Origin of the sequence: Nitrospirillum guanabarense (genome assembly GCF_034653355.1) — a bacterium.
In the GTDB taxonomy this organism is placed as follows: Bacteria; Pseudomonadota; Alphaproteobacteria; order Azospirillales; family Azospirillaceae; genus Nitrospirillum.
The window spans coordinates 244,602-271,346 of sequence record NZ_JAYEER010000003.1 but is presented as its reverse complement, the minus strand read 5'-3'; the positions used below and the strand labels follow the sequence as shown (position 1 = coordinate 271,346).

Here is a 26,745-nt window from a genome sequence, read left to right as displayed (position 1 = left end):
CAATGTTGACGATTGGTCGGCGGATGGAATCAAGCTCAGCCGCGCGCCAGGTTTTCCAGGGCGTGGGCATAGGGGCTCAGGTCATAGCCCTGGCGGCCGGCGGCCTCGATGATCTCGTTCACCGGGGTGCCGTTGGACGCCGCACCCAGCGACCACAGGATGGTGCTGCGCGTGCCGGACCGGCAGTGGGCCAGCACCGGGCCCGGCAGCTTGGCCAGGGCCTCGGCAAAGGCGGCCGCCGTCTGCGGGCCCAGGTTCGACTGGTTGACCGGCAGGTACACGTAGTCCAGGCCGGCCTCCTTGGCCAGCTCGGCCCCCCGGGCGGAGGTCAGTTGCCCCGGCTCTTCCCCGTCGGGGCGGTTGTTGATGATGGTGCGGAAGCCCAGCGCCTTGGCCTGGGCGAAGTCCGCCTCCTCGATCTGCGGGGCGACGCTGAGGCTGTCGGTCAGGGGACGGGGGGTCAGCATGGGCTTGGGGCTCCGGATAAGCGGGCGGGGTCGGGGGAGAAGCTACCCCCATTCGCCCGCCCGGTTCCAGTGTCGGCTTATATCCCTTATGCGCATCTCAGGCTGGCGACTGCCGGCCCGGGCCGGCCAGGCCCGTGAGGCAAGCGGGCGGATGCCCGCGCCCGCCGCCTGAGGGAGCTGAAAAACTCAGCGCTGATCCTTCACGACCTCGCCGCCCTTGATCACCACGGGGATGTGCTCCAGCAGGGTGACGTCGGCCAGCGGGTCGCCCTTCACCGCCACCAGATCGCCGTAGCGGCCCACGGCCACGGCGCCGATGTCCTGGGCGGTACCCATGGCCTCGGCGGCGTTGCGGGTGGCGGCGCGGATGGCCTCCAGCGGGGTCATGCCCCACTGCACCATCTTGGCGAACTGCTTGCCGTTGTCGCCGTGGGGATAGACGCCGGCGTCAGTGCTGTAGATCATCTTGGCGCCGGCCTTGACCGCCTTGGCGAAGTTCTCGCGCTGGACGCGGCCGATCTTGCGCTCCTTCTCCAGGCTTTCCGGCAGCATGCCGACCTTGGCGCCTTCCGCCAGGATGTAGTCGTCGTTGTAGATGTCCATGCCCAGCCAGGTGCCGCGCTTCTTGGCCATCTCGATGCCCTCGTCGTCGATCAGGCTGGCATGCTCGATGGTGTCGATGCCGGCGCGGATGGCGGCCTTGATGCCGTCGGTGCCGTGGGCGTGGGCGGCCACCTTCATGCCCAGGGCGTGGGCCTCCTTGGCGATGGCGTCCAGCTCCTCCTGCGACAGCTGCTGCGCGCCCGGGCTGTCGCCCTTGGACAGCACGCCGCCGGTGGCGCAGACCTTCACCAGGTCGGCGCCGAACTTCTTCACCCAGCGCACCTTCTGCACCATGCCCCAGGGGCTGTCGGCCACACCCTCACCCACGCGGCCATAGTCGGCGGGCAGCAGGTTCTCATCGCAATGGCCGCCGGTGGCGCCCAGCAGGGGGCCGGACACTTTCATGCGGGGGCCGGGCACCAGGCCGCTGTCGATGGCGTTGCGCAGGGCCACGTCGGTGAAGGCGTCGGCGCCCACGTTGCGCACGGCGGTGAAGCCGGCCATCAGCGTGACCTTGGCGTTGGCGACACCGGCGATGGCCTTGTCGGCGGTGGTGACGCCCAGCGACTCATAGCCGTTCCAGGTGGGCTGGCTGGTCATATGGGTGTGCATGTCGATCAGGCCGGGCAGCAGGGTCAGGCCGGGCAGGGCCACCGTGCGGGCGTCGGCCGGCGCCGTCACCGTCCCCTGCGCGCCCACCGCCGCGATGCGGCCGTCGACGATCAGCACCGCCGGCCGGTCCACCACCTTGCCGGCCAGCACGTCGACCAGATGGTCGGCCGTCACCAGCACGGTGTCGGCCTGGGCGGCACCCGCCGCCATCAGGGCGCTCAGGCTGAGGCTGGCCAGCAGGCGCCGGGCCAGATGGCCCATAGGGCGGCCAATTGGTCGGATGCGTCGCGTGGCGCGATGGGTCATGATGTGGAGCCCCCGTTCTTTGGATTTTGGATACAGCGTTGGCCGGAAAGTGCCGATGGTACCCGGCCGCGTCAACGTGACAATCAAATGTCAGGCTCTTGAAACCGGGACGGCTGCGACGAAAACGCTTTCCTTAAAAAATGAAGGGAATGAGCGACAGGTCGCCCGCGTCCGCGCGTGAAAGGGTCGTGTCGTTCAAAACGGCCACCGGCAAAGCCCGGCGCCAAAGGCGCGGGCTCACCTTCCTCCTCCCAAATTGGGGTTCCATATCCGTCCGGATGCCGTCACGGCCCCCCGGACGCGGCGGGGCATTCCACCGACCGGCCAGTGGCGAGAGGGCCGGGCGGAGGGGCACCCCGGGCGTCGGGGATCAGTCGCGATGGGGTTCGGGGGCCTGCCGCCGCCCTCGGGCGGATGGTGCCTGCTCCGTGTCGCTGTTGGCGGCGGCGGACGATGGCGGCTGGGCGGATGACGCCCCGGGCGACCCAAAAAAAACGGACGCGGGCGCGCCCCGGGCCGATGCCCGCAATGGCTGGGGCGCGGGTGGCTTCCAGTCCTGGAGCGCGGCGCCGACCAAGGTCCGCTCCACCCGCTCCAGCATGCCGGGCGGCGGCACCATCTCCGGCGCGTCCTCGGCGATCAGGCGTTCCAGGCGGCGCATCTCGCGCACGCGGGCCCTGGCTTCGCGGGAGGAGAGCAGCAATGCCGCGACCGCCTGCCGGTGCCCGGTCGGCCAAGCGCGAAGCTGGGCCCCGTACTGGCACAGCAGGTCGTCGAGTTCCTCAGGCGTCATCAAAAGCATCCCGGGGCCGTATGGCGGTCTTGCGGAAGGCGGTACGAAGGCGCTGGCGCGCGCGTTTCAGCAGGGCTTCCGCCGCCACGACGGTGGTGTTCATGGCCGCCGCCACTTCGGCGGCGGACATCGATTGGTCGTAATATAGGGCCAGCGCCACCTGCTGACTAGCCGGAAGTCGTTGCCGTGCTGTATGCAGAACTGTCGCCAATTCCTTTTCAAGGACGATTTCATCAAAGCTTTGACTGTCGTCCATGATGTCTTCGGTCAACTCCAGCGCGTTTTCCGCTGGCCGCCGCCGGTAATCGATACAGCGGTTGATGACGATGCGGTGGATCCAGGTGGTGAATTTGGCGCTGACGGGCTGCCAGGTCTCGCGGTGGTTCCACACCTGGAGGAAAGCGTCCTGCACCACATCCTCGGCATCGCTGTCGTTGGGCAGGATGCGGCGGGCCACGGCGTAGAGGCGGCGGAAGTAGCGTCGGATCAGCAGGCGGTAGGCGTCGACGTTCCCCGTCTTCAACAGGGCCATCAGCGTCTCGTCCGTGGCGTTGGCCAGGTCGCCGCCGTCAAGGACGGGCGTCAGCACCATCACGTTGTTCGCGGCGTTCGTGGCCAAGGCGCCCGCGTCCCGGGCCTTCGTATCCAAGGTCCCTGGGGCCCCTGGAGCCCCTGGGTCCAGGACCGCGCCGGCGGGACCGCCGCGTGAGTAAGGGGAACTCGTCATCGTCACCGCCATCTCTTCTTCTTGGCCCCCGGGGCCGCTGCCGCCGCCCCCGGGTTTTCATGGGATCAGCACGCTTCGCCCGAGGATGGTCCCCAGTCCCCTCCAGGCCCCGTCCGATGCCCCCCGCCCCCGCGCGGACCTTCGGATGGTGTACGTTAAACGGGGCCGAAGCCCGTCGGTTGTTCTCCAAAACGGCTTAACCTGGCCGCGTATCCCTCAATTTTTGGGCGGCTTAGCCCACAGCCGCCGGTGCAGCGCCAGGCGTTCCTGAATGCGGCGCACGCGGCCGGGCACGTCGCGGCCGCCGGCCGCCCGGCCCAGCGCCAGGATGAAGGCCCCGTACAACTGGCTCAGCGCCTTGCCGCTGGGACCGCCCACCTGGTTGGTCATGACCACCTGCAGGCCGGTGTAGATGCGGATCGCATGCACGATATCGGCGTGGAAACGGTCGAACTGGCCGGCGGTGGCGTGGCGTTCGGCGGAGGTGCACAGCTGCAACGCCCGGTCCTGCAGCGCCTCCACCAGCTTGTGGGGGGGCAGGGTCTGCTTGGCCGATCCGTAGGCGCTGGAGGCACGCTGGAACGCGGTATGGTTCATGGCCGCTCTTTTCCATTCTCTGGAGGGGAAGGGGATGCCCGGATGCCCCTCCGGCTGGCGCCGGCGGGGCCGCCGGTGTCAACTGCTGCTGTTGCTGGCGTTGGAATACGCCTTCAGGGTCTTCAGCAGGTTGGCCGCCGTCTGCGCCTGGGCTTCCAGCTTGGCGTAATAGGTCGTGAGCTGGGTGCCGTAGGCTTCCGCCTGGCTGCGGATGTCGTCGGCCTTGCTGGTCAGATCCGTGTCGTAGTCCGTCAGGGTGTCGATCTGGTTCTGTAGGGTGCCGCTGTCCGTGTCCCCCGCGTTGTCCGAGGTATTGTAGATGAGGTCGGCCAGCCCGCTGCTGGTGCTGACGCTGACCGTCTGGCTCTGGGAGCCCAAATAGACCAGCGTCATCCCTGCATATGCCGTGCCATCCTTGCCGATGATGCGGGTGCCGCTGATGGTGAACAGGGACGTGTCGCCGCCGACGCCGGCGGACGCGATGCTGCCGTCATCGTTCATGGTGATGTCCAGGTCGAAGTTCAGGCTATCGGTGCTGTCGGGGGAACGCAGCATCGACAGTTCGGTGGAAGAGGTCGAATAGTTGAAGCCCAGGAGGGTCTCAAGATCGTCGAGATTGTCGCTGAGCGCGCTGTCCAGCGTGGTGCTGTCGATGGCCAAGGTGTTGTCGCTATTGAAGGAAAGGCCCAGGGACGAGATGGAATAGGTGCCGTCGGTCAGGTTCAGGGCGTTCTGTAGCGCGGTGGAGATGGACCGCACCTGGCTGTCGGCGAACAGCACGGCGGAACTGGCCGGGCTGCCGTCGGTGGCTGTGGCCTGCTGGGTGGAGATGAAGTTGCGCACGGCGTTGTAGGCCGTGACGAAGGTGGAAATGCCGCTCTTGATGGCGCTCAGGTTGGCCGTCAGCTCCATGGTGATGGTGGAGCCGGTGCCGGTGCTGCTGTCGTAGTCGCTGGAATAGAGGTCCAGCGTCACGCCGGAGAGCACGTCGCTGATGACGTTGCTGGTGCGCTCGATGTCGATGCCGTCCACCTCCAGCTCCGACCCCTGCGCCGCCGTCAGCTCGTCGGCGTAGCTGCCGTCGCTGTTGGTGACACCCAGCGAGGTCATGATGCCGCTGCTGTCGTTGGTGAACTCTATGGCCTTGCCGGTGTCGTTGGCCGTCAGCACCAGTTCGTAGGCGCTGTCCGACACCTGGATGATGCTGGCGGAGACATTGGTGGTGTCGGTCTGCTTGTTGATGGCGGCGGCGACGTCCTTCAGGCTGTCGGTGCTGGCGACGCTGATGGTGGCGGTGGATCCATCGGCCAGGCCCAGGGTGAAGGTGCCGGACAGGTTCAGGGCGCCCGTCTGGCTGGTCTGTGTGCCGCTGCCCAGCTTCTCCGCCGTCGCCAATTGTTTGATGACGATGGTGTGGGTGCCGGTGGCGGTGCCGTCGTCCACCGACACGCCCAGCATGTCGCTGGCGGAAACGGAGGAGCTGCCGCCTGACAGATAGGCCGTGCGCTCGGAAAACAGGTTGGTGCTGGAGCTGTCGACCGGGTTGGACAGGGCCTCCGCCGCCGTCGCCAGCGTGTTCAGCAGTGTCTGGAATTCCTCGTACGCCGAGATCTTGGACTCGTTGTCCGAGATTTCGCTGTCGATGGTGTCGGCCCTGGTTTCCTTCGCGGCCACCGCCGCGGCAACCAGGGCGGAATAATCCAGCCCCGTGACGGATGACGCCGAGGAGGATGTGCTGGTCGTCGATGTGCTCGACGTGCTGCTGGAAATGGTGGACACCGCCATGATCGATCCCCTGGCCTAACCTTCGCCTTTCCCGCGAACCGGGGGCGCCTGTTTCCAGGCGCCCCCGTCGCTCGCCTTACTGCAGCAGCTTCAGCAGTTCGGACGGCAGCTGGTTGGCCTTGGCCAGCGCGTTGATGCCGGCCTGGACCAGGGTGTCCTCGTTGGACAGCTTGGTCTGTTCCGACGCCACGTCGACATCCATGATGGCGGACTGGGCCGCTTCTTGGTTCTCGATCGAGGTGGAGATCATCTCGCCCTGGTACTCGAAGCGGGAGATCTGGGCGCCCACCTTGGCGCGGGCGGTCGACAGCGCGCTGATGGCCGACTTGATGGTGGTGATGGCCGAGGTGGCCCCATCGGACGTCGACACGCTGGACCCGGTCAGGCCCAGGGCGCTGCTGTCCACCGTGGTCAGGGTGATGGTGATCGTGTCCGTCGTCGCCGTCCCCACCAGGAAGGTGACGCCGGAGGACCAGGAACCGGTGCCGTCCAGCAGGCTCTGGCTGTTGAAGCGGGTGCCCGTGGAGATGCTGTCCACTTCGTCCGTCAACTGCTGGTATTCGGCGTCGATGTAGCCGCGCTCCGTATCCGTCACGGTGCCCGAGACGGATTCGGTGGCCAGCGATTCCATACGTTGCAGGATGTCGGAGATGCGGGCCATGCCGCCGTCCGCCGCTTGCAGGATGGATTCGCCGTTCGAGGCGTTGGTCGACGCCTGGTTCAGCATGGTGACGTCGGACTGGATCTTGGTGCCGACCGCCAGGCCGGCGGCGTCGTCCGACGCCTTGGTGATGCGGGAACCGGACGCGATCTTGGAAACCGAGGACAATTCCGCCTCGGAATTGGTGTTCAGGTAGCGCAGGGCGGAATTCGCCGCTGTGTTGGTGGTGACGACAGGCATCATGGACCTCCATGTGGTTGGCGAGAGGTTCGTGGGGCGGTCGCCTTTTGCGGCCGGGCCGTACTCCCCCTCACACGGTTCAACGGCAGGTCAGATGAAAGCGGGCGCACTTTTTTCGCTATTTTGCGAAAAGTTTTGAGTCGTCACAGGTAGTTCGCGAGACTCATTTTCTGTGAAGCGGCAATAGCCTGCATCGTCGCCTCTAATGACGTCTGTAGTGTCGTCACCGTTGTTGACACCTCCGCAAGGTCGACACTTTTCAGGTCACTGCTTTGTGTGGTGGCGAAGGAATTAATATCGGACAGATGGCTGGATGCTGCCTGTATTCTGGCCGATGTATCGGACAATGTTTGTCCGATGTCGCTCAAGCCGTCGGACGCGTCGTTCACCAGATCCAGCGCGGCGGTCAGGGTGGTGTCGTCCAGCGGGTTGGTGTTGCTGATCATGCTCATGGCCCGCATCAGCTTTTCGATGGACGGGTCGTCGGCGGTGACGCCGTAGCTGACACTCTGGGTGGAGGACAGGCGCACCGTGGCCAGGGTGTCGTTGCCGCTGTAATAGCTGGTGTCGGCGCCGCTGGATGAGGTCTGGGCGGGATAGGTGGAACTGTCCACCGCCACCGGCGCGTGGTTGGTGTCGCTGCCGCCGAACAGGTATTGGCCGCCATAGGTGTCGTTCAGGATGGACGCCACATCCTTCAGCCAGCCCGACGCCTCTTCCTGATAGGTGCCGCGACTGGTCTGGTCGGTGGACATCGCCTCGCTGATGGCCGTCTTCAGGCTGGTGGCGATGCTGGAGATGCTGGTGATGTCGGACGCGATGGCGTCGATCTTGGTGACGGCGTTGTCGGCGTTGGTGATCAGGGTGCTGGAATAGCTGACCTCGCTTTCCAGATTCACCAGCAGCTTGACGTTGCCCCCGGCGGTGGACAGGCCGGCGTACGTGGTGGACTTGGCGCTGGTCAATTCCTGCACCTCCGCGCTGTTCAGCGCGGATTTGTTCTTCAGCATGTACTGCACAAGGGCGTTGTGGGCGCCGGCGGTCGATATCCGGTTCATCGGTGGGGCCCTCAGTTGACCATCTCGATGGTGGCGGTGAACATTTCCTGCAGCGTCGACATGATCTTGGCCGCGGCCTGATAGGCTTGCTCCAGGGTCGAGACCATGGCCGTCTCCTCATCCAGGCTGACCCCGGACTGGGAGCTGAGCGCCGTGGTGGCGTCATCCAGGGTGGAACTGGCGGTGTCGGCCTTGGTGCTGGCAATGGACGCGGCGGTGGCCGCACTGCTGATGATGGTGGAGGCGTAGCCCGACAGGGTGGTCGTGGCCTTGGCCAGGCCGCCGGCGCTGCTGAAGCTCTGCGTGCCGGTGAAGGCATCCTCAAGCGCCGTGATGGTGCTGACGTCGCCCGAGGTGATGGCGCTGTCGCCCACGGCCAGTGTGCCGCTGTCCGACAGGGTGCCGGTGGGCAGCAGCGAACTGTCGGTGGCCAAGCTCTTGTTCACGGCGATGTCGCTGGCGCCGGTGCCGGTCAGCACGTCGTTCAGCCCGAAATAGAGCGAGGCGCCCTCTTTGCCCGCGCCCAGGCTGCTGTCCATCTCGTTCACCGCGATGCCGTCGCTGCTGTCGGCGGCGGCGATGGTCAGGTGACCGTCGCTGGTGATGCTGGCGGTGAAGGTGCCGCTGGCGTTGATGGTGTCCAGAAGGTCCTGCACCGTGGACACCCCGCTGAGGTTGACGTCCAGCACAGCGGCCGCGTCGTCGCTGCTATCCACCGCCACCAGGCGCAGAGTACCGGTACCCGACAGGCTGTCGCTGGCGCTGACCGTCGCCGTGCCGGTCAGCGAGGTCGCCGCCGGATAGCTGGTGCCCTGGTTGGACACGGTGTTGACCGTGGTGATGAGGGTGCTGGCCAGGTTGTCCAGGCGGGCCTGCTGGTCCACCAGCGTGTCGTCGCGCAGGGTGATCAGTCCGCCGATGGCGCCGGACTTGACGCTGCCGGTGATGTCGGTGCCGTCCACGCTCAGCGCGCTGAAGCCCGTGGGATAGGTGGTGCCGGCGTCGACGCTGGCGGCGGCGGTGTAGCTCAGGGTGTGGGCGGTGCTGCCCACCAGCACCTGGCCGGAGGATGTCGACACCTGCATGGCGCCGGTGTCGTCCACCGTGTAGCTGACGCCCAGATAGCTGGACAGGGTCTTCAACTGGGTGTCGCGCTGGTCCTCCAAATCGGCGGTGGATTGGCCGGCGGCCTTGGCGGCGACGATCTGCTTGTTCAGGCTGGCGATGGTGGTGATGGCGGTGTTGGCCGAATCCACGTCGCTGGCGATGTCGCTGTCCGCCTGGGACCGCAGGCCCTGTACCGTGCTCGATGCCTCGGCAATGGTGCTGGCCATGGTTTCCAGCGCGGTAACGGTGGACGCCTTGTCCGTGTCGGTGCCGTTGCCCGAGGCCAGGGTGGACAGGTCGCTGGTCACCGTGTCGATGACGTCGGCGATGGAGGTGCTGCCCGATACCGTGCCGTAGGCGGTATCCACATCGCTCATGTAGCTGCTGATCACGCTGGCCTGGCTGTTGGCCGAGGTGGAGGATACCACTTGGCGCAGCAGGTACTGGTCCACATCGCGCGTGACGCTGCTGACGCTGACCCCGGACGCCTGGCCGTTGACGGTGACGGCGGTCTGGTTGGCCGTCTTCTTGGTGTATCCGTCGGTGCTGGAATTGGCCGTGTTGGCGCTGGTGACGGTGATGGCCGTCTGCGTCGCGGTCAGGGCGGATTGGGCGATGGATCCAGCGGTGCGGAGCGACATGGGATGGCGTCCTCTCAGGCGGTGAACTGCACGCAGTGGCGCGCCTGGTAGGCGTCGACGCGCACCTGGCGGCCGCGCCCCGGGTAATAGCCGCGCACGTCCTGCGTCCGTTCGCGGGTCACGTGCAACAGGCCCTGCAGGCGCGAGCGCCGGCCCTTCAGCTCCGCCGCCATGCCGGCCTGCAGCGCCGCCATCTCCGCCATCAGGCCCTGCAGCTGCGGCGCCCAGTGCTGGCCGGTGGCGGCGCGACCCTGCGCGCTGGCCTGGGCGGCACGGGATAGGGTCACACGGGCCACGGCCTCCGCCTCGCGCAGGTGCTTCAGGGCGTCGTACATGGCACGCCGCCGCTGCAGGCTGGCCTCCGGCTGGCTGGCTGCGGCCTGGAAGGCGGTGAAGGCCTCGATCAACGCCACGGGGAACTGCGTGCCGCCGGGGGACGGGGCCGGCAGGACGGGGATCGTCTCCGGCACCGGCCCCGCCACGGTGATGGCGGGCTCAGGCGCTGGCGTGGCGAACAGGCGGGACAGGAAGCTGGTCATCGCGCACCCCGGCGGTGGGAGGGCAGGTAGGCGTTGTTGAGAGCCCGCGAATAAAGCGTCAGTGCCCGGGCCCGCTGCCGCTGCGCCTCGATCAGGGGTCGCAGCTCGGCCAGGGCCCGCTCCAGCCGTTCCTGGTAGCGGGTCAGGTCGTCGATCAGGGCCAGCTGGGCGGCGCGGCGGATGTCGCCGCCCACCCGCACGCCGGGCGTGAGGGCGGAGCGCACGGCGGCGTTCAGACGTTTGCCCTCGCGCAGCAGGCGGTCCAGGCGCGTGGGGTCGAAGACGGAAGAGCCGGGGGCGGGGCTGTCCGCCGCCGGCTGGTGGATCGACTGGGCGAGAAGGGGGGCGTACGGGTTCATGGCCGGCTCCCCCTCACCGCTTGGCCTGCAACAGGGTGTCCATCATGTCCTGTGCGGTGGACACCACCTTGGCCGCCGCGGAATAGGCCTGCTGCGCGTAGATCATGCGGCTCAGCTCGTCCGATGTGTCGACGTTGGAACTTTCCAGCGACTTGGACTCGATGGTGCCGGCCCCGTCGCTGCCCGCCTCCTTCAGGGAGTAGGCGCCCGATGCCGTTGACTGGGCATAGGTCTGGCCGGACACGGCGGTCAGGCCATCGGCGTTGGCGAAGGTCGCCACCGGGATCTTGTAGACCGTCTTGGACTGGCCGTTGTCGAAGTTGGCGACGACGCTGCCGTCGGTGTTGATGTCGACGCTGGTCAGCGTGCCCTTGGCGTAGCCGTCCTGCTTGGGCGTGCCGGTGGTGGTGACGCTGGGGGTGGTAGACCCACTGGCGTACTGGGTGATGGAGCCGCTGCCGCCGTTCTCGCCGTAATCCAGGGTGATGGTGCTGTCGGTGGCGCCGCTGCTCCAGCCCGTGATGCTCAGCTGGATGTCGGTGGTGGGCGACGCCAGCGAGCCGTCGCTGTTGAACACCAGGCTGACGGGCGTGCCGCTGCTGGTGCCGGTGACGGTGGACCCGTCGGTGGCCGACACGGGATTGGAGGCGTCCAGCTCCCAGGTGTTGGTGCCGGTCTTGGTCCAGGTCATGGTGACCGTGCTGCTGTTGCCCAGGCTGTCGTACACCTCCGTGTCGGTGGTGTAGCTGCTGCCCACCGTGGCGTCGGACGGCAGATTCAGGCTGCTGGTCACCTTGGTCGTCGCCTTGGGCGAGCCGGAGATGTTGTCGAGGTTGATCTTCTCCAGGCTGGCGGTGTCGCTGCGGTTGGTGGCCAGGATGTTGCCACTGTCGTCGGTCGCCCAGCCTTCCAGGTAATAGCCCTCGGTGTTCACCAGGTTGCCGCTGTTGTCTTCGCTGAAGCTGCCGTCGCGGGTGTAATAGGACTGGCTGCTGCTGCCGTCGTTCACCACGAACATGCCGTTGCCATCCAACGCCAGGTTGGTGGTGGTGTCGGTGGAGGTGATGTCGCCCTGACTGCTGACCGACTGGGTCGTGCTGGCGGTGACGCCGCCATAGTCGGCCGAACTGGTCTGGCTGTCCGTCAGCAGGGCGGTGAACGACGTGTCGGTCGCCTTGTAGCCCGTGCTGGACGAGTTGGAGATGTTGCTGGAGATGGAGGTGAACGCCTTGGATTGGGCGTACAGGGCCGAGGTGGCGGTGTTCAGGGCGCTGAAGATGCTCATTGCCGTGTTTCCTTGCGGGTCAGAAACGGCGGTACGGCCGCCAGCTCGAAAAACGCGTTTCGCGTCAAATGATTGATGTCACTTCGTCCATGTCGATCTCATAGCTCCCCAGCGTCAGCTTGGCCGTACCTGTGGAGGTGTCGACGCCCGTGACCTTGCCGACGCCGTAGGCGCTGACGTTGCTGGCGGCGCTGTCGGTGGTCGCGGTGATGGACAGGGTGTAGGTGCCCGAGGTGGCGGTGCCGCCATCCGTCTCGGTGCCCTTCCAGGTGATGTAGTTGGTGCCGGCGCTGGTGCTGCCGGTGCCGGAGTAGACGACGTTGCCGCTGCTGTCGCTGACCGTGTAGCTGACGCTGTCGGCGTCGGACGGCAGGGTGTAGCTCCAGATGGCGGAACCGTCCTGCAGGGGGGCCTCGTCGCTGTCGGTCGACACCGTCTGGCCCAGGTAGCTGTAGGCCGGATAGCTGCCGGTGAAGCTGCTGAGCGTGCTGCTGATGCCGTCGAGATAGGTGTTGGTCGCCTGTTGCGCCTCCAGGCTGGACATCTGCACCAGCTGGGTGGTGAAGGTGCTGGTGTCCATGGGGCTGGTCGGATCCTGGGTCTCCAGTTCCTTCAGCAGCAACGTCAGCATGGTCGTGAAGTCGCCCAAGGTGCTGGAGGACGACGAGGACGAGGTGGTGCTCGTGCTCGTGGTGCTGCTGGAACTGGTGCTGCCGACTGTCGTCATGATCCGACCTCTCCATCCGCCGCCGATGCGCCGGGTCCTGGAATGGGGCCTCGGGCCGGAATTGGCTTTCGATCGGTTCAACGCCGGCCTTCACAGAAGCGGGCGCACTTTTTTTGGCGGTTTCAAAAAAAAGTTTCAAGGCAGGAAGTCATCATCCGGCTTATATGCTTTGCGGGTGTCTGATTGATCTCAGATGTAAAGATGATGAGTATTTAACTAGGCATAATTTTACTGGTCACGTATTGCCGATCGGCAGATTTTTCCTAGTTATCTGGTAATTTTGGTGACAACGTTCGCAAAAATGGCAGAAATCCTGGGGTTTCCGGTGGGCCGTCGCTCCGGGCCTCTCGGCAGTTTTTGCCCACCCGTGGACGGGCGCCTCCACGCGCGACGGCTTGTCCGCCGCCGCGCGTGAGGGGAGGGGTCATCGATGACGAGGGGCGGCATACCCATGAGCCAGACGCGACCGGGCCCCGATGGGCGGAATGACGACGGACACGATCCGTCCCTGGCCGCGGCGGCGTCCCTGCTGGCCGCGGAACGGGCGGATGCGGCCTGGGTGCTGTGCCGCCCGGCGCTGGCCGCGGGGGTGCGGGCGCCCGGCTGGCTGGCGCTGGCCGGCCGCGTGCTGCTGGCGCTGGACCGGCCGGCGGAGGCGGAGCCCATCCTGGCGCTGGCCGCCGGCACCGTCGGCCCGGCGGAGGCGGCGGACCTGGGCCTGTTCACCCTATGGGGCGTGGCGCTGCGCCGCCTGGGCCGCGTGTCCCAGGCGGAACCGGTGCTGCGCATGGCCATGCGCCTGTCACCCCGGGACGCCGTCTGTCACAGCAACCTGGCGGCGGTGCTGCGGGTGCTGGACCGCCTGGCGGAAGCGGAGGACGCCGCCCGCGCCGCCCTGGCCCTGAACCCCGGCCTGATCAACGGCCATGTCAACCTGGCCTCCATCCTCATGGCCCAAGGCCGTCCCAGCCTGGCGCTGGCCGCCAGCCGCCGAGCCCTGGCCGATGAGCCGGCGCAGGCGGAGGCGCTCTATACCCACGCCGCGGCCTTGCAGGCGCTGGGCGACCTGGCGGCGGCGGCCCAGGCCTGGGATGCCGGCGTGCGGGCCCATCCCGGTGATGCCCGCCTGGCCTTCGGCCGGGCCAACCTGGATCTGGCGCGTGGTGATCTGGCCGCCGGCTGGGCGGGCTACGGCGCCCGTCTGGCCGCGGACCCGCAGCGCTTCCGGGGCACATCCGACCTGCCGCCCTGGCGGGGCCAACGCCTGGACGGCCCCCTGTTGATCTGGCGGGAACAGGGCCTGGGCGATGAGCTGATGTTCGCCACCTGCTATACCGCCGCCATCGCCGCCGCCGGATCGGCGGTGGTGCGCTGCGACCCCCGCCTGGTGGGCCTGTTCAGCCGTGCCTTTCCCGGGACGGGCGTGGTGGCGGAGGCGCGGGGGAAGGGGATGGCGCCCGACCCGGCGGCGGGCGGGGTCGTGGCCCAGGCGGCGGCGGGCTCGTTGCCGGGCCTGCTGCGCGGGCACTTGGCCGATTTCATGGCGGGGGCGGGCTATCTGCGGGCGCGGGAGGATCAGGTCGCCCACTGGCGGCGGCGCCTGGCCGATCTGGACGATGACGGCCCTCCCACCCTGAAGGTGGGCCTGTGCTGGCGCAGCGGCCTGGCCGTCGAAAGCCGCGTCGGCCGCCAGTCCGAGCTGGTGGACTGGGCTCCCCTGCTGGCCCTGCCGGGCGTCACCGCCATCACGCTGATGTATGGGGACACGGGGGCCGAGCGCGCGGCCCTGGGCCCCCTGGCCCCGCACCACTTTGCCGACCTGGACCAGCGCGATGACCTGGAAGGGCTGGCGGCTCTGCTGTCGGCCCTGGATTTGGTGGTCTCGGCGCCCACCGCCACGGGTGAGCTGGCCGGCGCCCTGGGCGTGCCGGTCTGGCGTCTGGCGGGGGAACTGGACGTGACGTGCCTGGGGACGGGCGCGCGCCCCTGGTTCCCGTCCATGCGCGTCTTCCGCGCCGGCCCCCGCGACCGCCAGGATGTGATCCGGGACATGGTCCGGCAGATTGCCGGTGCCCTCCAACCTTCTCCGGGCACAACAAAGCACGCCCCGGCCTGATGGCGGAGCGTGCTCTGGCGTCAAGCCGCTCAGGACGCGTGGCGCAGGGCGTGCGGACGGTCGGCGTAGGGACGCACATGCTCCGCCCGGCGGGACCGGTCGCGGATGATGCGCAGGGCCTCCAGCAGGGTGCGGCGCTGGTGGCTGTCCAGGTCGGCCAGCAGCAGATCGTTCACGGCCTGGCGCAGCGGCTGCAGCCGACGCAGCACGGCCAGGCCTTCCGGCGTGGCGGATAGCAGCTTGCGGCGGCGATCGCTGGGGTCGTCCTCTTGCCGGATCAGGCCCTTGCGCAGCAGCTCCGTCACCGTGGCACTGATGTGCGGGCGGGATAGGCCGCGGGCGGCGGCGATCTCGGACGAGAAGATGCAGCTCTGGCGGCCCAGGTCGGCGCCGGCGTAGGCGTCGACATGCGGGTCGTTGGCCGGCTGGGTGGGGCCGTCGTTGAAATTGCGGTCACCCGCCACGTTCATCAGCACGGTCCACTGCGGCGCCGTCAGTCCGGCCTCTTCCAGCAGGGGCTCGCTGTGGCGCACCAGGGCGTTGGCCACGTCGATGACGCACAGCGCGATGGCGTCTTCGGCGCGGAAATGGGCAAGGGCGTCGGGCATGGAATGGAACCCCCACGTAACTGTTTTCACGCCCCCACCATGATCCCTCCGATCCACCCCGGCATTGACCAGGATCAATAGCGCCGCGCCATACCCAAAGGGATGGGCGGAAAACGAAACGGGCGGCCGGTTGTGGCCGGCCGCCCGTCGTTCATCAGGCACTAGGAAGGCCCAGGGGGCCCCAAAGGATCACAGCGTCCGCAGGTTGCCGGCGGCCGACTTGCCCTTGCGGGGATCGTGCTGCAGGTCGAAGCTGACCTTCTGGCCTTCGTTCAGCGAGCGCAGGCCCGCCTGTTCGACGGCGCTGATGTGCACGAACACGTCGGCGGTGCCATCCTCCGGCTGGATAAAGCCGTAGCCCTTGGTGCTGTTGAACCACTTAACGGTGCCGATAGACATGGTGTCTCCTTAGACGGGTAGTTCCCGGTCCAATGTCGCCCGGCCGCGGGTATGCGGCGGCGGGCATCAAATCGTGACGGGAGCGAACCGGTGGACCGGGCAGGGCTCCGCGACAAATTCGATGCCATAGTCATGGAATCCAACTGGCCCGAGGACAAGCAAGAAAATCTGAACAATACTTAAAGTGGTTGATCGGCTGTACTGATGGATGAGGAAAACCATGTCCCGTATATGACCTTTGGCCTTTTGGCTGAGGGGGATAGGTCGGCATTCACCCGGTGGATATTAAGATGCCATTCGCATCGGGATGCCGAAGACGCGCAGCGCCTCCCGCAGTTCGGGCAGGGCCCGTTCCACCACGGCCTTGCCCTCGGCGATGGCCTCCTCCGCCCGGTCGAATTCCAGGAGGCCGATATGGCCCAGGCGCGGCTTCAGGTGGATGTCCGGCGGCTCGCCCGCCAGGCGGGACCGGGTGATGCGGTCCAGCGCGATGCCCAGCGAGGTGGCCATGACGCCGAACATGCTGGGCCCCTCGTACTTGGGCGGCTGCGGCCGGGCGCGGCGGGATTGCAGGAAAGACGACAGGAATTCGAAGTTATGCTTCTGCGGCGCTTCGCCCCCCGGGTCGGCCGGCGCCTCCATGTCCTCGGTCGCGGGGGCGGCGTCGGGCGGAGCGGCGGCCCCGGCCTCCCCGTCATGGCGGCCCCGGGTGCGGCCGATGATGTCGGCGTTCAGATCGACGGCCACCACCATGGCGGCGCCCATGGCGCGGCAGGCGGCCACGGGCACGGGGTCGACCAGGGCGCCGTCCACCAGCCAGCGGCCGTCGACATGGGACGGCGGGAAGATGCCCGGCATGGCGTAGGAGGCGCGCATGGCCTCCACCACCGACCCGCGGCGCAGCCACACCTCCTTGCCGGTGGCCAGGTCCGTGGCCACGGTGATGAAGGGGCTGGCCAAGTCATCGAAGGTGGCGTCGCCGATGTGCTGGTTCAGTTCGGCCAGCAGCTTTTCGCCGCCGATCAGGCCGCCGCCGCTGCGCAGCCGCAGGTCCAGCAGGCCCAGGATGCGCATCTTGGTCAGGTTGCGCGCCCAGTGTTCCAGGGTCTCCAGATGGTTGCCCAGGTAGACGCCGCCCACCAGCGCGCCGATGGAACAGCCCGCCACCACGTCGGGATGAATGCCGTGGTGGGCCAGCGCCTGCAGCACGCCGATATGGGCCCACCCCCGGGCGACGCCGCCGCCCAGCGCCAGGCCTAAGGTGGGACGGGGGGCGTGGCGCTCAGGATGGCGGTCGGGCATGACGGTCTACTTTCTGCAGGCGGGGACGACACTGATCTAGGGGGCGGATGCGGCGGGAACAGCGTACCGGCTTCTGTTAGACGGTGAAAGTGGCACGGGCGGGGCCGACCCGGGGCGAAATGGGGCCGGGCTGGCGCCGGCGGCCCGGTCTGCTATGGTGGCGGCCCCTCGCCACCGCCCGGATGACCAGGCCATGACCAGCGCGCCCCGGCTTCTGTTCCCCGTTCCGCAGCCCACCGTGCCGGTGACCGGTCATGATGCCGTCTTCCCCATGCACCGCATCTATTGCATTGGGCGCAACTACGCGGCGCACGCGCGCGAAATGGGCTCCGACCCCTCGCGGGAGCCGCCGTTCTTCTTCCAGAAGCCGGCCGACGCCGTGCAGGTGGTGATGCCGGGCACGATCGCCGACCACCCTTATCCCACGCTCACCAGCAACTATCATTATGAGGTGGAGCTGGTGGCCGCCATCGGCGTGGGCGGGCGAAACATCCCGGTCGACCAGGCGCTCACCCACGTCTTCGGTTACGCCGTGGGCCTGGACATGACCCGGCGCGACCTTCAGCGCGCCATGGGCGACATCAAGAAGCCGTGGGAGATCGGCAAGGCCTTTGACCACAGCGCCCCCATCGGCCCGCTGCACCCCGTGTCCCAGGTGGGGCACTTGGCCGCCGGCGCCATCACCCTGGCGGTGAATGGCGAGGTCAAGCAGTCCTCCACCCTGGACCAGATGACCTGGAAGCTGGCGGAGCAGATCGCCAACCTGTCCCGGGCCTTCGCCCTGCTGCCCGGCGACCTGATCTTCACCGGCACGCCGGAGAATGTGGGCCCGGTGGTGCCGGGCGACGTCATCACCGCCCACATCGACGGTTTGCCCGACCTGTCGCTGCGCATCACCGACCGGGAGTAAGCGCCGGCGGTGAGTGGTGTACCGTTACCCTGTGGTTCGCCGAGGGGGGCATATCGACCCTCGGCGATTTCAATTCTGGCGAGGTGGCCATGACTTCCCGGTTGTGGGTATCGGCATCGGCTTTTCTGCTGGTATTTGGGCTTTCCGGCTGGGCGTCTGCCGGACCTCTCCAACCTGATAAGGAGTCGTGTCGCAGGCAGTTTGATGTGGCATATGCCGCGCTCTATGGAACGGCCCAGTTGACCGACGTTCTTGCCAACGATGCCCCAGATTTTCCCTATGTTTTGGAAAAGGTTGGCCCCGAAAACTACAAGACGCTTCCTCTTAGGGAGAAGAGCGACTTCTGGAAACTGGGTTGGAAAGGGGAAGCTCCAACCCCGGAAATAATTCATGTGTCGTACGCTTCAAAACACAGGGCATTGGCGGAGCGCTGCATAAAAGATCGCACGAAGCCACACTCGATCGGCAGCCTTCGAAATGAACGTTATGCTTTATATAAGCCAACGGTCGCGCCCTATGTTTCAAATTATGGGCCATTGGAAGTGAGAATTGCCGCGCCAATTATAAATGAAAAAGGGACGCAGGCTCTTGTGTTTTATGATGTCGGAGAGATAAAGGGTTTGGGTGGCAGCAACGGCATCGTCTTCCTCAGAATGAGGGACGGCACATGGGATGTGGTTGGGCGACGTATATTGTCTGATTCCTGAGATGTAGCCCTCCCATTGGGGACTGGCGCCGAAACGGGGATCTGGATGGCGCCGCGCCGGCCGGTTCTGGCTGGCGGGGCCGCCTTCGTGCTAAGCATGGCCCCGTCATTTCCGTGCCGGGCGCCCGTGCCCGCAGTCCGAGGTTCGCCGGTCCCTTGTCCAAGAAGCCTAAGCCCCAGCCGCGACACACCGCCACCCTGCCCCTCGTGAAACGGCTGGCCGGCAATTACCTGCGGCCCTACATCGGCATGGTGCTGCTGGCCAGCGTCCTCATCGCCATCAACGCCGGCAGCTCCGCCGTGCTGGCGCAGAAGCTGGTGCCCCTGATCGATGAGGTGCTGAGCGGCAAGAACCCCGGCTATCTGCGCACCTTCGCCGTCATCGTCTTCGCCACCTTCGTGGTGCGCGGCTTCTCGGGCTATTTCTCGGCCGTGCTGATGAACAATGTGGGCCAGCGGCTGGTGGCGGCGTTGCAGAAGCAGCTCTACAACCACCTGATCAAGGCGGATCTGGCCTACCTGCACTCCCTGCCGTCGGGCCAGCTGGTCTCCAGCCTGGTGAACGACGTGAACCAGGTGCGCCAGGGCACGGCGGAGGTGCTGACCAACTACGGCCAGAGCGTGCTGACCCTCATCTTCCTGGTGGGCGTGATGTTCCAGCAGGATTGGCTGCTGGCCACCATCTCGCTGACCGTTGTGCCCTTCACCACCCTCATGCTCAGCCGCATGACCGGGCGCCTGCGCCGGGTGGCAGGGCGCACGCAGGCGGCCCTGGGCACCTTCGCCAGCATCCTGACCCAGACCTTCCAGGGCGCCCGCCATGTGAAGGCCTATGGCATGGAAGAGTATGAGATGCAGCGCGTGGCCGGCATCGCCGACGATTTGCGCAAGCTGACCAACAAGTCCTTCCGCGTCTCCTCCTCCCTCATCCCCATCAATGAGGTGCTGAGCGGCGTCATCTTCGTCGGTGTCATCATCTATGGCGGGCTGGAGGCGGCGGCGGGGCACAGCACGGCCGGCACCCTGACCAGCTTCACCGGCGCCTTTCTGCTGGCGTTCGAGCCGCTGAAGCGCCTGTCCAAGCTGCAGACCCAGCTGCAGGTCAGCCTGGCCTCGGCGGAGCGGGTGTTCGCACTGCTGGATACGCCGCCGCGCATCGTCGACCGGCCGGGCGCCGCCGAGCTGGCGGTCGCCTCCCATGCCATCAGGTTCAACGACGTGCGCTTCGCCTACCAGGACGGCACGGTGGCCCTGGATGGCGTGTCGCTGGAGGTGCCGGCGGGCAAGACGGTGGCGCTGGTGGGGTCCAGCGGGTCGGGCAAGACCACCATCCTGAACCTGATCCCCCGCTTCTACGACGTCACCGGCGGGTCCGTGACCCTGGGCGGCCAGGACATCCGCGACGTCACTTTGGCCTCGCTGCGCAGCGCCATCGGGCTGGTCAGCCAGGAGACGGGGCTGTTCGACGACACCGTGCGCGGCAACATCGCCTATGGCCGCGTGGGCGCCACGCAGGAAGAGATCGAGGCGGCGGCCAAGGCGGCGGCGGCGCACGACTTCATCCTGGGCCTGCCTCAGGGCTATGACACGCAGGTGGGCGAGAACGGCGTGAAGCTGTCCGGCGGCCAGCGCCAGCGCATCGCCATCGCCCGCGCCATGCTGAAGAACGCCCCCGTGCTGCTGCTGGACGAGGCGACCTCGGCGCTGGACAGCGAGTCCGAGCGCCTGGTGCAGGATGCCCTGCGCCGCTTGCAGCAGGGCCGCACCACCCTGGTCATCGCCCACCGCCTGTCCACCATCATCGATGCCGACCGCATCTATGTCATCGATGGCGGCCGGGTGGTGGAATCCGGCACGCACGACGAATTGCTGGCGCTCGACGGCGCCTACGCCCGCTTCCACGCCCTGCAGGCCGGCGGTGGCCCCGGGGCGGTGGCGGAGCTGGGCGCGGCCCCGGTGACGGCGGCCGGCGCCCTGTCGGCGGCGGGCTGAGCCAATGGGCGCGGGGTGATCACGACCATGGTTGCCCTGTTTCTCCTGATCATCGTCGGCACGCTGGGCGCCGTGTTCGGCGGCTTGGTGCTGATGCTGGCGCGCCAGGGAGGTGCCGCCCTTTTTGTTCATCCGCGCCTGCCCGACCCAGGGGCTCCGCCCGATGGATCGGGTCTCCGGGCGATCGCCTATCCCACCGCGGATGGTGTCACGCTAACGGCCTGGCTGGCCCAGCCGGCGGGTGTCACCAAACCGGTGGTCCTGATCCTGGCGGGACCGGGGCAGCGCCGGGCGGACCTGTCAGGACTGGCATCGACCTTGGTGGCCGCCGGCTATGGCGTCATGGTGACCTGTCGCCGTCCTCTGTCCCTGACGATGGGGGACTGGGGGGAAACGGCATTGCTGGCCGATGTCCGCGCCGCCTTGGATCATCTGACGGCGCAGGGCGTCTCCGGTTCCCGCCTGGTCATCCTGGGCGTGTCGGCGGCGGCGGCCTTGGCCCTGCAGATGGCCTGGGAACGGCGACCGGCCGCCGTGGTGCTGGCGGCCCCGCCAACCTCGGGCGCCGATCTGCTGGTCGGCCGTTGGCATCTTTCGGCGCTGGCGGGCATGGCCAGCAACCCGCTGGCCGTGGTGGGCCGCTTGAAGGTCGCCCCTCCCGCCTGCCCGCTGCTGGTACTGCATGGCCAGGCCGACCGCGTGGTACCGCCGGCCATGGGCCAGGCGGTGTTCAATGCGGCGCCGGAGCCCAAGCAGGCCGCCTGGATCAAGGGCGCCGGCCACGCCGACCTGTGGGACAAGGGCGGCACCGACGCCCTGCTGGACTTCCTGGCCGGCCGCAAGGGCCCCGCACCGACCCTGGATCAGGAGGCGCCGTGGCGGGCGCCGGGCTTGCCCGCCGTTAGATCCTGATCCACATACCGCCGCAGCCGGAAGGCGTGGGAGCCGTCGGCGTAATAATCCTCCTCCACCGAGGTCTGGTGGAAACCCAGGCGGTGGTACAGCGCGCGGGCGGCGTCGTTCTGCGGATGCACCTCCAACGACAGCCATTGGTGGCCGGTGGCGCGGGCGTGGTCCAGGGCGGCCCGCATCATGGCCTTGGCCAGGCCTTGGCCGCGCCGGTCGGGGTGGGTCGCCAGGGAATAGACGCGCACGCCCCGGGTGCCCCGGCGGGACAGCAGCACGGCGCTGGCCGCCAGGCCACCGTCGGGGCCATCGATCACCAGGATGTGGGCGGACGGCCGCTCCAGCAGGCGGCGGAAGCTGCGCCGGCCCATGCGGTTGAACTCGAAACAAATCTTCTCCAGCGCCAGCAGGGCCTCCAGGTCGGCCGGGGTGGCGGGGCGGGGCGGGGCGGCGGCGGGGGGCGTCGTCATGATGCCGTGAAGGTACGGGGCCGCGCGTCGGGGCGCCAAATCAAAAACCCTTTATCTTCAGGCCCCGGCATTGGCATGGAGATTTAATGCGTGCCGCCCGGACACTGGGGCACCACGGCGGACTTGGGTGCCGTGGGATCTCGTCCCGGAGGATAGCACCATGGCACGCATCATCGTCATCGAACGCGGCCCCGGCGGCCTGTGGGCCGCCCGCGACAGCGCCGGCCTCATCGGTGGCGTCTTCACCGAGCGCCGCGCCGCCGTGACCTTCGCCACCTTCCAGCCCGACCACCCCACCGTGCTGCTGCGCGCCGGTGGGGCGGGCCCAGCAGGCGCGGAGGGCCGCGCGGCGGCCGCGCCCTTTCCCAGTACGCGCCTTTGAGGGGGCCGCCATGCCGGACTGCGCCACAGCCGTCCCTTCCCCTTCGGTTCCCGTGCGCCCCTTGGCGCGGGCGGCTTCCGACCTCATCGTGGTGGTGGAACGCCGGGGGGACTTCCGCTGGCCCGACCCGGACGGCCGGGTCATGACCGCCGGGGCCTATGTCGCCGCCCGACCGGGCCGCCCGCGCCGCGTCATCAACCTGTGCCGCCACGCCGACTATCTCTCCGCCGGCTACTACGCCTCCCTGCTGGCGGAGGCGCGCGGCGACCGGGTGACGCCCGCCCTGCGCACCCTGGCCGACCTGACGGGCAAGGCCGACCTGGCCGACAGCCTCGCGGATCTGAACGCCGGCCTGGTGCACCTGCCACCCCCGCCGGCCGGCGTCACGCGGCACGCCGCCAACATTTATTTCGGCCGCACACCGGACACGGGCCTGACGGAGGTCGCCGCCCGTCTGTTCCAGCGGCTGGATTGCCCGTTGATGCGCCTGACACTGGCGTATGAGGACGAGGCGTGGCGCATTGCAGGCGTGGCGGCCTTGGGCCCCGACGCCGTGCCCCGCATGCACGACGTCCTTTTCCTGAACGCGCTGGAGACGTATGCCCGTCGGCGCTGGCAGCGGCCCCGGGGGGCGGTGGCGCCATCCTTCACCCTGGCGGTGCTGCACGACCCGGCCGATCCCCTGCCGCCCAGCAACGCCGGCACGCTGGCCCACCTGTGCCGGGTGGGCGCCGACCTGGGCGTGCGGGTGGAGGTCATCGGCCGCCGCGACTACCGCCACCTGGCGCAATTCGATGGCCTGTTCATGCGGGAGACGACGGCCGTGCCCCACCACACCTTCCGCTTCGCCCGCAAGGCCGAGGCGCTGGGCATTCCGGTGGTGGACGACGCAACCAGCATCCTGCGCTGCACCAACAAGGTCTTCCTGGCGGAAACGCTGGCCGGCCACGGCGTGGCCACCCCGCGCACCCGCCTGGTGACCCGCGCCACCGTGGCGGAGGTCGGGGCCGCGCTGACCTTCCCCGCCGTGCTGAAGGTGCCGGACGGCGCCTTCAGCCGGGGGGTGGAGCGCGTGATGGACATCGACGCCTTCCACCGTGTGGCGGTGGCCCTGCTGGCGCGGTCACAGATCATCCTGGCGCAGGACTACCTGCCCACCGCCTTCGACTGGCGGGTGGGCGTGCTGGGGGGTGAGGTGTTGTTCGTGGCGCAATATTACATGTGCCCCCGGCATTGGCAGATCGTGCGCCACGCCGCCGACGGCAGCCATGACGAGGGTGCCACCCGCGCGGTGGCGGTGGCCGACACCCCATCCGCCGTCCTGGCCGCGGCGATGGCCGCCGCCCGCCTGATGGGCAACGGCCTTTACGGCGTGGATCTGAAGCAACTGCCCTCGGGCGAGGTCGTGGTGATCGAGGTGAACGACAATCCCAACCTGGATGTGGGGGCGGAGGACCGCGCCGCCGGTCCCCTGGTGTGGCGCCGCGTCATCGGCCACTTCCTGACGGCCGCCGGCCGCGCGCCCATGCCCGGCAGCACCGCCGTGTCCGCCGCTGATTTGCCGGCCGGCAGCCTGCCCGCCGCTGAACACGCGGCCCTGGCCCGCGCTGCGGCCGTGCGGGCGGCGGTGGCGTGACCCGCCGGGCGTGAGGATGCCAGGGACGGAATGGCTCCATCCGCCGATGGGGCCATTTCGCTTTTTTGGTTGGAAGCGTGCGGGGGTGCGGGTATTCAAGGCGCTTGGTTTAACCGGCCCGTGGTGGGTGTTCCGCCGGGCCGCCTGTTCCCTGCGGCGGACGTCCCCACATGAGGGGGGCCCCGCGCCAGGTTCCAAGGACGTCGTACCCCATGCTGCGCTTTTCACCGCTCAAGTCCGCGTTGATCGCCCTGGTCTGTTTCCTGGGCGTGGTCTTCTCCCTGCCCAGCCTGATATCCAAGGATTACCTGCCCGGCTGGATGGCCGACCGGCACGTCAACCTGGGCCTGGACCTGAAGGGTGGCTCCTACCTGCTGCTGCAGGTGGACAGCGACGCGGTGGCGAAGGAACGGGTGGAGAGTCTGGTCGATGAGGCGCGCACCGCCCTGCGGACCGCCAAAATCCAGACCAGCAGCGTCACCCCCGCCGGCCGGTCCGTGACCATCACCGTCGCCGACGGCGGCGACGTGGACGCGGCGCGCAAGGCCCTGGGCCCCATCGCCACGGCCACGACCGGTGGCGGCGTGCCCGAGGTGGACGTGCGCACCGACGGCCAGGCCATCGTGCTGACCCTGACCGACGCCGGCTTCAAGGACCGCATCGACAAGGCGATGGCGCAGTCCCAGGAGATCGTCCGCCGCCGCATCGACGAGACGGGCGTGAACGAGCCGGTGGTGGCCCGCCAGGGCGGCGACCGCATCCTGGTGCAGCTGCCCGGCGTGGAAGATCCCGGCCGCATCAAGCGCCTGATCGGCCAGACCGCCAAGATGACCTTCCGCCTGGTGGTGACGGACGAGGCGCCGCGCGCCGACGGCGCCGCCCCCCCGGCACGCAGGTCCTGCCCGTGGCCGACGGCCGGGGTGAGCGCAAGATCCTGGTGCGCAAGAAGGTTGAGGTCGACGGCGCCAACCTGACCGACGCCAGCCCCACCACCGACCAGAACGGCCGCTGGGTCGTGGCCTTCCGCTTCGACAGCATCGGCGCCCGCCGCTTCGCCGAGACGACCACGAACAACGTGGGCAAGCCCTTCGCCATCGTGCTGGACGACAAGGTCATCAGCGACCCCGTCATCCAGGAGCCCATCACCGGCGGCCGTGGCCAGATCAGCGGCAGCTACACCGCCCAGACGGCCAACGACCTGGCCGTGCTGCTGCGCGCCGGCGCCCTGCCGGTGCCGCTGACGGTGGTGGAAGAACGGACCATCGGGCCGGAGCTGGGCGCCGACAGCATCCATGCCGGCCTGACCGCCGTGGCCGTGGGCTTCGTCCTGGTCGTGGCCTACATGCTGATCAGCTACGGCATCTTCGGCGTGTTCGCCAACATCGCCCTGCTGTGCAACCTGTTCCTGACCCTGGCCCTGCTGGGCATCCTGCAGGCCACGCTGACCCTGCCCGGCATCGCCGGCGCCCTGCTGACCCTGGGCATGGCCGTCGACGCCAACATCCTGATCAACGAGCGCATCCGCGAGGAACTGAGGAAGGGCGCCACGCCCTTGGCGGCGCTGGAGGCCGGCTTCTCCAAGGCCTACGCCACCATCACCGACAGCAACCTGACCACGCTGATCAAGATGGCCATCCTGTTCTCGGTCGGCACCGGGACCATCAAGGGCTTCGCCGTCACCATCAGCCTGGGCATCCTGACCTCGATGTTCACGGCCACCGTGGTGGCGCGCGCCATCACCGCCAGCTGGTTCCGCCGCTTCCGGCCCAAGGCGCTGGTGGTGGGCACCCGCCTGCGCCCAGCGCCGGACCACACGAACTTCCAGTTCATGCGCGGCCGTTACATGGGCATCGGCCTGTCGGTGTTCCTGTCGCTGGCCTCCGTCGTGCTGTTCTTCAAGCCCGGCCTGAACTACGGCGTGGACTTCGCCGGCGGTGTCGTCATCGAGATCCGCACCGACGGCCCGGCGGATTTCGCCAAGCTGCGGTCCAAGATGGAAAGCCTGCACCTGGGCCCCGTCCAGCTGCAGCAGTTCGGCTCCCCCTCCGACGTGCTGATGCGGTTGGAGCAGCAGGCCGGCGGCGACGCCGCCCAGCAGGGTGCCGTCAAGGCGGTGCAGGAGGAATTGAACAAGGACTTCCCCGGCGCCGTCATCCGCCGCCAGGAAGCCGTGGGTGCCTCGGTCAGCGCCGAGCTGTTCCACGACGGCATGCTGGCCCTGGGCCTGGCGTCCATAGCCATGCTGGTCTACATCACCTTCCGCTTCGAATGGCAGTTCGGCATCGGCGCCGTGGTCACCATGCTGCTGGACGTGACGAAGACCGTGGGCTTCTTCGCCATCACCGGCATGCAGTTCAACCTGACCTCCATCGCCGCCATCCTCACCATCATGGGCTATTCGATCAACGACAAGGTCGTGGTCTATGACCGTGTGCGTGAGAACCTGCGCCTCTACCGCAAGATGCCCCTGCGCGAGCTGATCGACCGCAGCATCAATGAGACGCTGAGCCGGACCATCGGCACGTCGCTGGCCATCTTCCTGGTGACAGTGCCCCTGGCCCTGCTGGCGGGCGAGCAACTGCGCGAGTTCGCCTGGGTGCTGCTGTTCGGCGTGGTGCTGGCGACCTCGTCGTCCATCTTCATCGCCGCCCCCATCCTGCTGTTCCTGGGCGAGAAGAGCCTGCGCCGGCCCGTGCCGGCCGACGGCTCCGCCGCCCCGCCGGCCCCGGCGGAATAAGCGCCTGTCCCGCACGCCGGTTGCTCAGGGCGACGCGCCTTGGCAACCGGTGTGCCAGAATAAAAAGATAATAA

General features: G+C 68.0%; 26 protein-coding genes. 9 read left to right on the top strand and 17 right to left on the bottom strand.

Features of this window, described 5'->3' with window-relative positions; genetic code table 11:
- Window positions 1-35 precede the first annotated feature (35 nt).
- The 13 genes from UAA55_RS10575 to UAA55_RS10515 form a co-directional block, all read right to left on the bottom strand.
- On the bottom strand, window positions 36-467 hold the full coding sequence (locus UAA55_RS10575) for a protein tyrosine phosphatase family protein (RefSeq protein WP_322952651.1): 432 nt from the start codon (window positions 465-467) through the stop codon (window positions 36-38).
- Between the two features lie 186 nt (window positions 468-653).
- Window positions 654-1,943 carry a Xaa-Pro dipeptidase gene (locus tag UAA55_RS10570; RefSeq protein ID WP_322952650.1) on the bottom strand — a complete coding sequence of 430 codons (1,290 nt, stop codon included), beginning with the start codon at window positions 1,941-1,943 and terminating at the stop codon, window positions 654-656.
- A 415-nt stretch (window positions 1,944-2,358) separates the two neighbouring features.
- Window positions 2,359-2,781: a hypothetical protein gene (locus UAA55_RS10565; RefSeq protein ID WP_322952649.1), complete on the bottom strand. Its 423-nt coding sequence runs from the start codon at window positions 2,779-2,781 to the stop codon at window positions 2,359-2,361.
- Window positions 2,771-3,430 (bottom strand): sigma-70 family RNA polymerase sigma factor, encoded by a 660-nt coding sequence (locus UAA55_RS10560; RefSeq protein WP_322952648.1) that lies wholly within the window; start codon window positions 3,428-3,430, stop codon window positions 2,771-2,773. The genes UAA55_RS10565 and UAA55_RS10560 overlap by 11 nt, the downstream gene beginning before the upstream one ends.
- Window positions 3,431-3,724: 294 nt before the next feature.
- A complete protein-coding gene (locus UAA55_RS10555) occupies window positions 3,725-4,105 on the bottom strand; it encodes a flagellar export chaperone FliS (RefSeq protein WP_004273370.1) in 381 nt (126 codons plus the stop codon).
- A gap of 78 nt (window positions 4,106-4,183) precedes the next feature.
- Entirely contained in the window at window positions 4,184-5,779 is a 1,596-nt protein-coding gene (fliD, locus tag UAA55_RS10550) for a flagellar filament capping protein FliD (RefSeq protein WP_322952647.1), read from the bottom strand.
- 187 nt (window positions 5,780-5,966) lie between these two features.
- On the bottom strand, window positions 5,967-6,794 hold the full coding sequence (locus tag UAA55_RS10545; protein WP_322952646.1) for a flagellin: 828 nt from the start codon (window positions 6,792-6,794) through the stop codon (window positions 5,967-5,969).
- A 140-nt stretch (window positions 6,795-6,934) separates the two neighbouring features.
- Complete coding sequence (locus tag UAA55_RS10540; protein ID WP_322952645.1) at window positions 6,935-7,849, bottom strand: flagellin; 915 nt, start codon at window positions 7,847-7,849, stop codon at window positions 6,935-6,937.
- Window positions 7,850-7,860: 11 nt separating this feature from the next.
- Window positions 7,861-9,597, bottom strand: a complete 1,737-nt coding sequence (gene flgK, locus UAA55_RS10535; RefSeq protein ID WP_322952644.1) for a flagellar hook-associated protein FlgK — start codon at window positions 9,595-9,597, stop codon at window positions 7,861-7,863.
- Between the two features lie 14 nt (window positions 9,598-9,611).
- A complete protein-coding gene (locus UAA55_RS10530) occupies window positions 9,612-10,136 on the bottom strand; it encodes a hypothetical protein (RefSeq protein ID WP_322952643.1) in 525 nt (174 codons plus the stop codon).
- Window positions 10,133-10,495 (bottom strand): hypothetical protein, encoded by a 363-nt coding sequence (locus tag UAA55_RS10525; protein ID WP_322952642.1) that lies wholly within the window; start codon window positions 10,493-10,495, stop codon window positions 10,133-10,135. Before UAA55_RS10525 ends, UAA55_RS10530 begins: the two co-directional genes overlap by 4 nt.
- 13 nt (window positions 10,496-10,508) lie before the next feature.
- Entirely contained in the window at window positions 10,509-11,780 is a 1,272-nt protein-coding gene (gene flgE, locus UAA55_RS10520; protein WP_322952641.1) for a flagellar hook protein FlgE, read from the bottom strand.
- Between the two features lie 64 nt (window positions 11,781-11,844).
- Window positions 11,845-12,507, bottom strand: coding sequence for a flagellar hook assembly protein FlgD (locus UAA55_RS10515; protein WP_322952640.1), 663 nt, complete (start codon window positions 12,505-12,507; stop codon window positions 11,845-11,847).
- A 451-nt stretch (window positions 12,508-12,958) separates the two neighbouring features.
- Between UAA55_RS10515 and UAA55_RS10510 the strand changes: the two genes are divergently transcribed.
- On the top strand, window positions 12,959-14,623 hold the full coding sequence (locus UAA55_RS10510; protein WP_322952639.1) for a tetratricopeptide repeat protein: 1,665 nt from the start codon (window positions 12,959-12,961) through the stop codon (window positions 14,621-14,623).
- Window positions 14,624-14,652: 29 nt separating this feature from the next.
- Here the strand turns inward: UAA55_RS10510 and UAA55_RS10505 are convergent, their stop codons facing one another.
- The 3 genes from UAA55_RS10505 to UAA55_RS10495 form a co-directional block, all read right to left on the bottom strand.
- Window positions 14,653-15,231 carry a MarR family winged helix-turn-helix transcriptional regulator gene (locus UAA55_RS10505; protein ID WP_322952638.1) on the bottom strand — a complete coding sequence of 193 codons (579 nt, stop codon included), beginning with the start codon at window positions 15,229-15,231 and terminating at the stop codon, window positions 14,653-14,655.
- A 189-nt stretch (window positions 15,232-15,420) separates the two neighbouring features.
- Window positions 15,421-15,630: a cold-shock protein gene (locus UAA55_RS10500; RefSeq protein ID WP_040849967.1), complete on the bottom strand. Its 210-nt coding sequence runs from the start codon at window positions 15,628-15,630 to the stop codon at window positions 15,421-15,423.
- Window positions 15,631-15,915: 285 nt separating this feature from the next.
- Entirely contained in the window at window positions 15,916-16,932 is a 1,017-nt protein-coding gene (locus tag UAA55_RS10495; RefSeq protein ID WP_322952637.1) for a patatin-like phospholipase family protein, read from the bottom strand.
- A 193-nt stretch (window positions 16,933-17,125) separates the two neighbouring features.
- Between UAA55_RS10495 and UAA55_RS10490 the strand changes: the two genes are divergently transcribed.
- The 4 genes from UAA55_RS10490 (at window position 17,126) to UAA55_RS10475 (ending at window position 21,452) form a co-directional block, all read left to right on the top strand.
- Entirely contained in the window at window positions 17,126-17,842 is a 717-nt protein-coding gene (locus UAA55_RS10490; protein ID WP_322952636.1) for a fumarylacetoacetate hydrolase family protein, read from the top strand.
- 89 nt (window positions 17,843-17,931) lie between these two features.
- Window positions 17,932-18,549: a hypothetical protein gene (locus tag UAA55_RS10485; protein WP_322952635.1), complete on the top strand. Its 618-nt coding sequence runs from the start codon at window positions 17,932-17,934 to the stop codon at window positions 18,547-18,549.
- A gap of 155 nt (window positions 18,550-18,704) precedes the next feature.
- Window positions 18,705-20,540: an ABC transporter ATP-binding protein gene (locus UAA55_RS10480; protein ID WP_322952634.1), complete on the top strand. Its 1,836-nt coding sequence runs from the start codon at window positions 18,705-18,707 to the stop codon at window positions 20,538-20,540.
- A 27-nt stretch (window positions 20,541-20,567) separates the two neighbouring features.
- Window positions 20,568-21,452, top strand: a complete 885-nt coding sequence (locus UAA55_RS10475; protein WP_322952633.1) for an alpha/beta hydrolase — start codon at window positions 20,568-20,570, stop codon at window positions 21,450-21,452.
- On the opposite strand, the gene UAA55_RS10470 is transcribed toward UAA55_RS10475, so the two are convergent.
- Window positions 21,404-21,916, bottom strand: a complete 513-nt coding sequence (locus UAA55_RS10470) for a GNAT family N-acetyltransferase (RefSeq protein WP_322952632.1) — start codon at window positions 21,914-21,916, stop codon at window positions 21,404-21,406. The two genes, UAA55_RS10475 and UAA55_RS10470, sit on opposite strands and share 49 nt — an antisense overlap.
- A gap of 160 nt (window positions 21,917-22,076) precedes the next feature.
- Between UAA55_RS10470 and UAA55_RS10465 the strand changes: the two genes are divergently transcribed.
- From UAA55_RS10465 to secD, 4 genes are all read left to right on the top strand, one after another.
- The gene (locus UAA55_RS10465) at window positions 22,077-22,298 is read left to right on the top strand and encodes a hypothetical protein (protein WP_322952631.1); all 222 of its coding nucleotides are present in this window, start codon (window positions 22,077-22,079) and stop codon (window positions 22,296-22,298) included.
- 10 nt (window positions 22,299-22,308) lie between these two features.
- A complete protein-coding gene (locus UAA55_RS10460; protein WP_322952630.1) occupies window positions 22,309-23,934 on the top strand; it encodes a RimK family protein in 1,626 nt (541 codons plus the stop codon).
- A gap of 212 nt (window positions 23,935-24,146) precedes the next feature.
- Entirely contained in the window at window positions 24,147-24,908 is a 762-nt protein-coding gene (locus UAA55_RS31285) for a protein translocase subunit SecD/SecF (protein WP_416235179.1), read from the top strand.
- On the top strand, window positions 24,839-26,671 hold the full coding sequence (gene secD / locus UAA55_RS10455; RefSeq protein ID WP_416235178.1) for a protein translocase subunit SecD: 1,833 nt from the start codon (window positions 24,839-24,841) through the stop codon (window positions 26,669-26,671). Before UAA55_RS31285 ends, secD begins: the two co-directional genes overlap by 70 nt.
- Window positions 26,672-26,745: the final 74 nt, after the last annotated feature.

What these genes read in the sequence shown, in the direction of transcription:
- UAA55_RS10465 (WP_322952631.1), top strand. Translation starts at nt 22,077, where the DNA reads ATGGCACGCATCATCGTCATCGAACGCGGCCCCGGCGGCCTGTGGGCC.
- UAA55_RS10565 (WP_322952649.1), bottom strand. Translation starts at nt 2,781, where the DNA reads ATGACGCCTGAGGAACTCGACGACCTGCTGTGCCAGTACGGGGCCCAG.
- UAA55_RS10490 (WP_322952636.1), top strand. Translation starts at nt 17,126, where the DNA reads ATGACCAGCGCGCCCCGGCTTCTGTTCCCCGTTCCGCAGCCCACCGTG.
- UAA55_RS10510 (WP_322952639.1), top strand. Translation starts at nt 12,959, where the DNA reads ATGAGCCAGACGCGACCGGGCCCCGATGGGCGGAATGACGACGGACAC.
- UAA55_RS10460 (WP_322952630.1), top strand. Translation starts at nt 22,309, where the DNA reads ATGCCGGACTGCGCCACAGCCGTCCCTTCCCCTTCGGTTCCCGTGCGC.
- flgE (WP_322952641.1), bottom strand. Translation starts at nt 11,780, where the DNA reads ATGAGCATCTTCAGCGCCCTGAACACCGCCACCTCGGCCCTGTACGCC.
- UAA55_RS10470 (WP_322952632.1), bottom strand. Translation starts at nt 21,916, where the DNA reads ATGACGACGCCCCCCGCCGCCGCCCCGCCCCGCCCCGCCACCCCGGCC.
- UAA55_RS10570 (WP_322952650.1), bottom strand. Translation starts at nt 1,943, where the DNA reads ATGGGCCATCTGGCCCGGCGCCTGCTGGCCAGCCTCAGCCTGAGCGCC.
- UAA55_RS10575 (WP_322952651.1), bottom strand. Translation starts at nt 467, where the DNA reads ATGCTGACCCCCCGTCCCCTGACCGACAGCCTCAGCGTCGCCCCGCAG.
- UAA55_RS10495 (WP_322952637.1), bottom strand. Translation starts at nt 16,932, where the DNA reads ATGCCCGACCGCCATCCTGAGCGCCACGCCCCCCGTCCCACCTTAGGC.
- UAA55_RS10530 (WP_322952643.1), bottom strand. Translation starts at nt 10,136, where the DNA reads ATGACCAGCTTCCTGTCCCGCCTGTTCGCCACGCCAGCGCCTGAGCCC.
- UAA55_RS10515 (WP_322952640.1), bottom strand. Translation starts at nt 12,507, where the DNA reads ATGACGACAGTCGGCAGCACCAGTTCCAGCAGCACCACGAGCACGAGC.
- UAA55_RS10525 (WP_322952642.1), bottom strand. Translation starts at nt 10,495, where the DNA reads ATGAACCCGTACGCCCCCCTTCTCGCCCAGTCGATCCACCAGCCGGCG.
- UAA55_RS10545 (WP_322952646.1), bottom strand. Translation starts at nt 6,794, where the DNA reads ATGATGCCTGTCGTCACCACCAACACAGCGGCGAATTCCGCCCTGCGC.
- UAA55_RS10500 (WP_040849967.1), bottom strand. Translation starts at nt 15,630, where the DNA reads ATGTCTATCGGCACCGTTAAGTGGTTCAACAGCACCAAGGGCTACGGC.
- UAA55_RS10555 (WP_004273370.1), bottom strand. Translation starts at nt 4,105, where the DNA reads ATGAACCATACCGCGTTCCAGCGTGCCTCCAGCGCCTACGGATCGGCC.
- flgK (WP_322952644.1), bottom strand. Translation starts at nt 9,597, where the DNA reads ATGTCGCTCCGCACCGCTGGATCCATCGCCCAATCCGCCCTGACCGCG.
- UAA55_RS10485 (WP_322952635.1), top strand. Translation starts at nt 17,932, where the DNA reads ATGACTTCCCGGTTGTGGGTATCGGCATCGGCTTTTCTGCTGGTATTT.
- UAA55_RS10475 (WP_322952633.1), top strand. Translation starts at nt 20,568, where the DNA reads ATGGTTGCCCTGTTTCTCCTGATCATCGTCGGCACGCTGGGCGCCGTG.
- UAA55_RS10505 (WP_322952638.1), bottom strand. Translation starts at nt 15,231, where the DNA reads ATGCCCGACGCCCTTGCCCATTTCCGCGCCGAAGACGCCATCGCGCTG.
- UAA55_RS10540 (WP_322952645.1), bottom strand. Translation starts at nt 7,849, where the DNA reads ATGAACCGGATATCGACCGCCGGCGCCCACAACGCCCTTGTGCAGTAC.
- UAA55_RS31285 (WP_416235179.1), top strand. Translation starts at nt 24,147, where the DNA reads ATGCTGCGCTTTTCACCGCTCAAGTCCGCGTTGATCGCCCTGGTCTGT.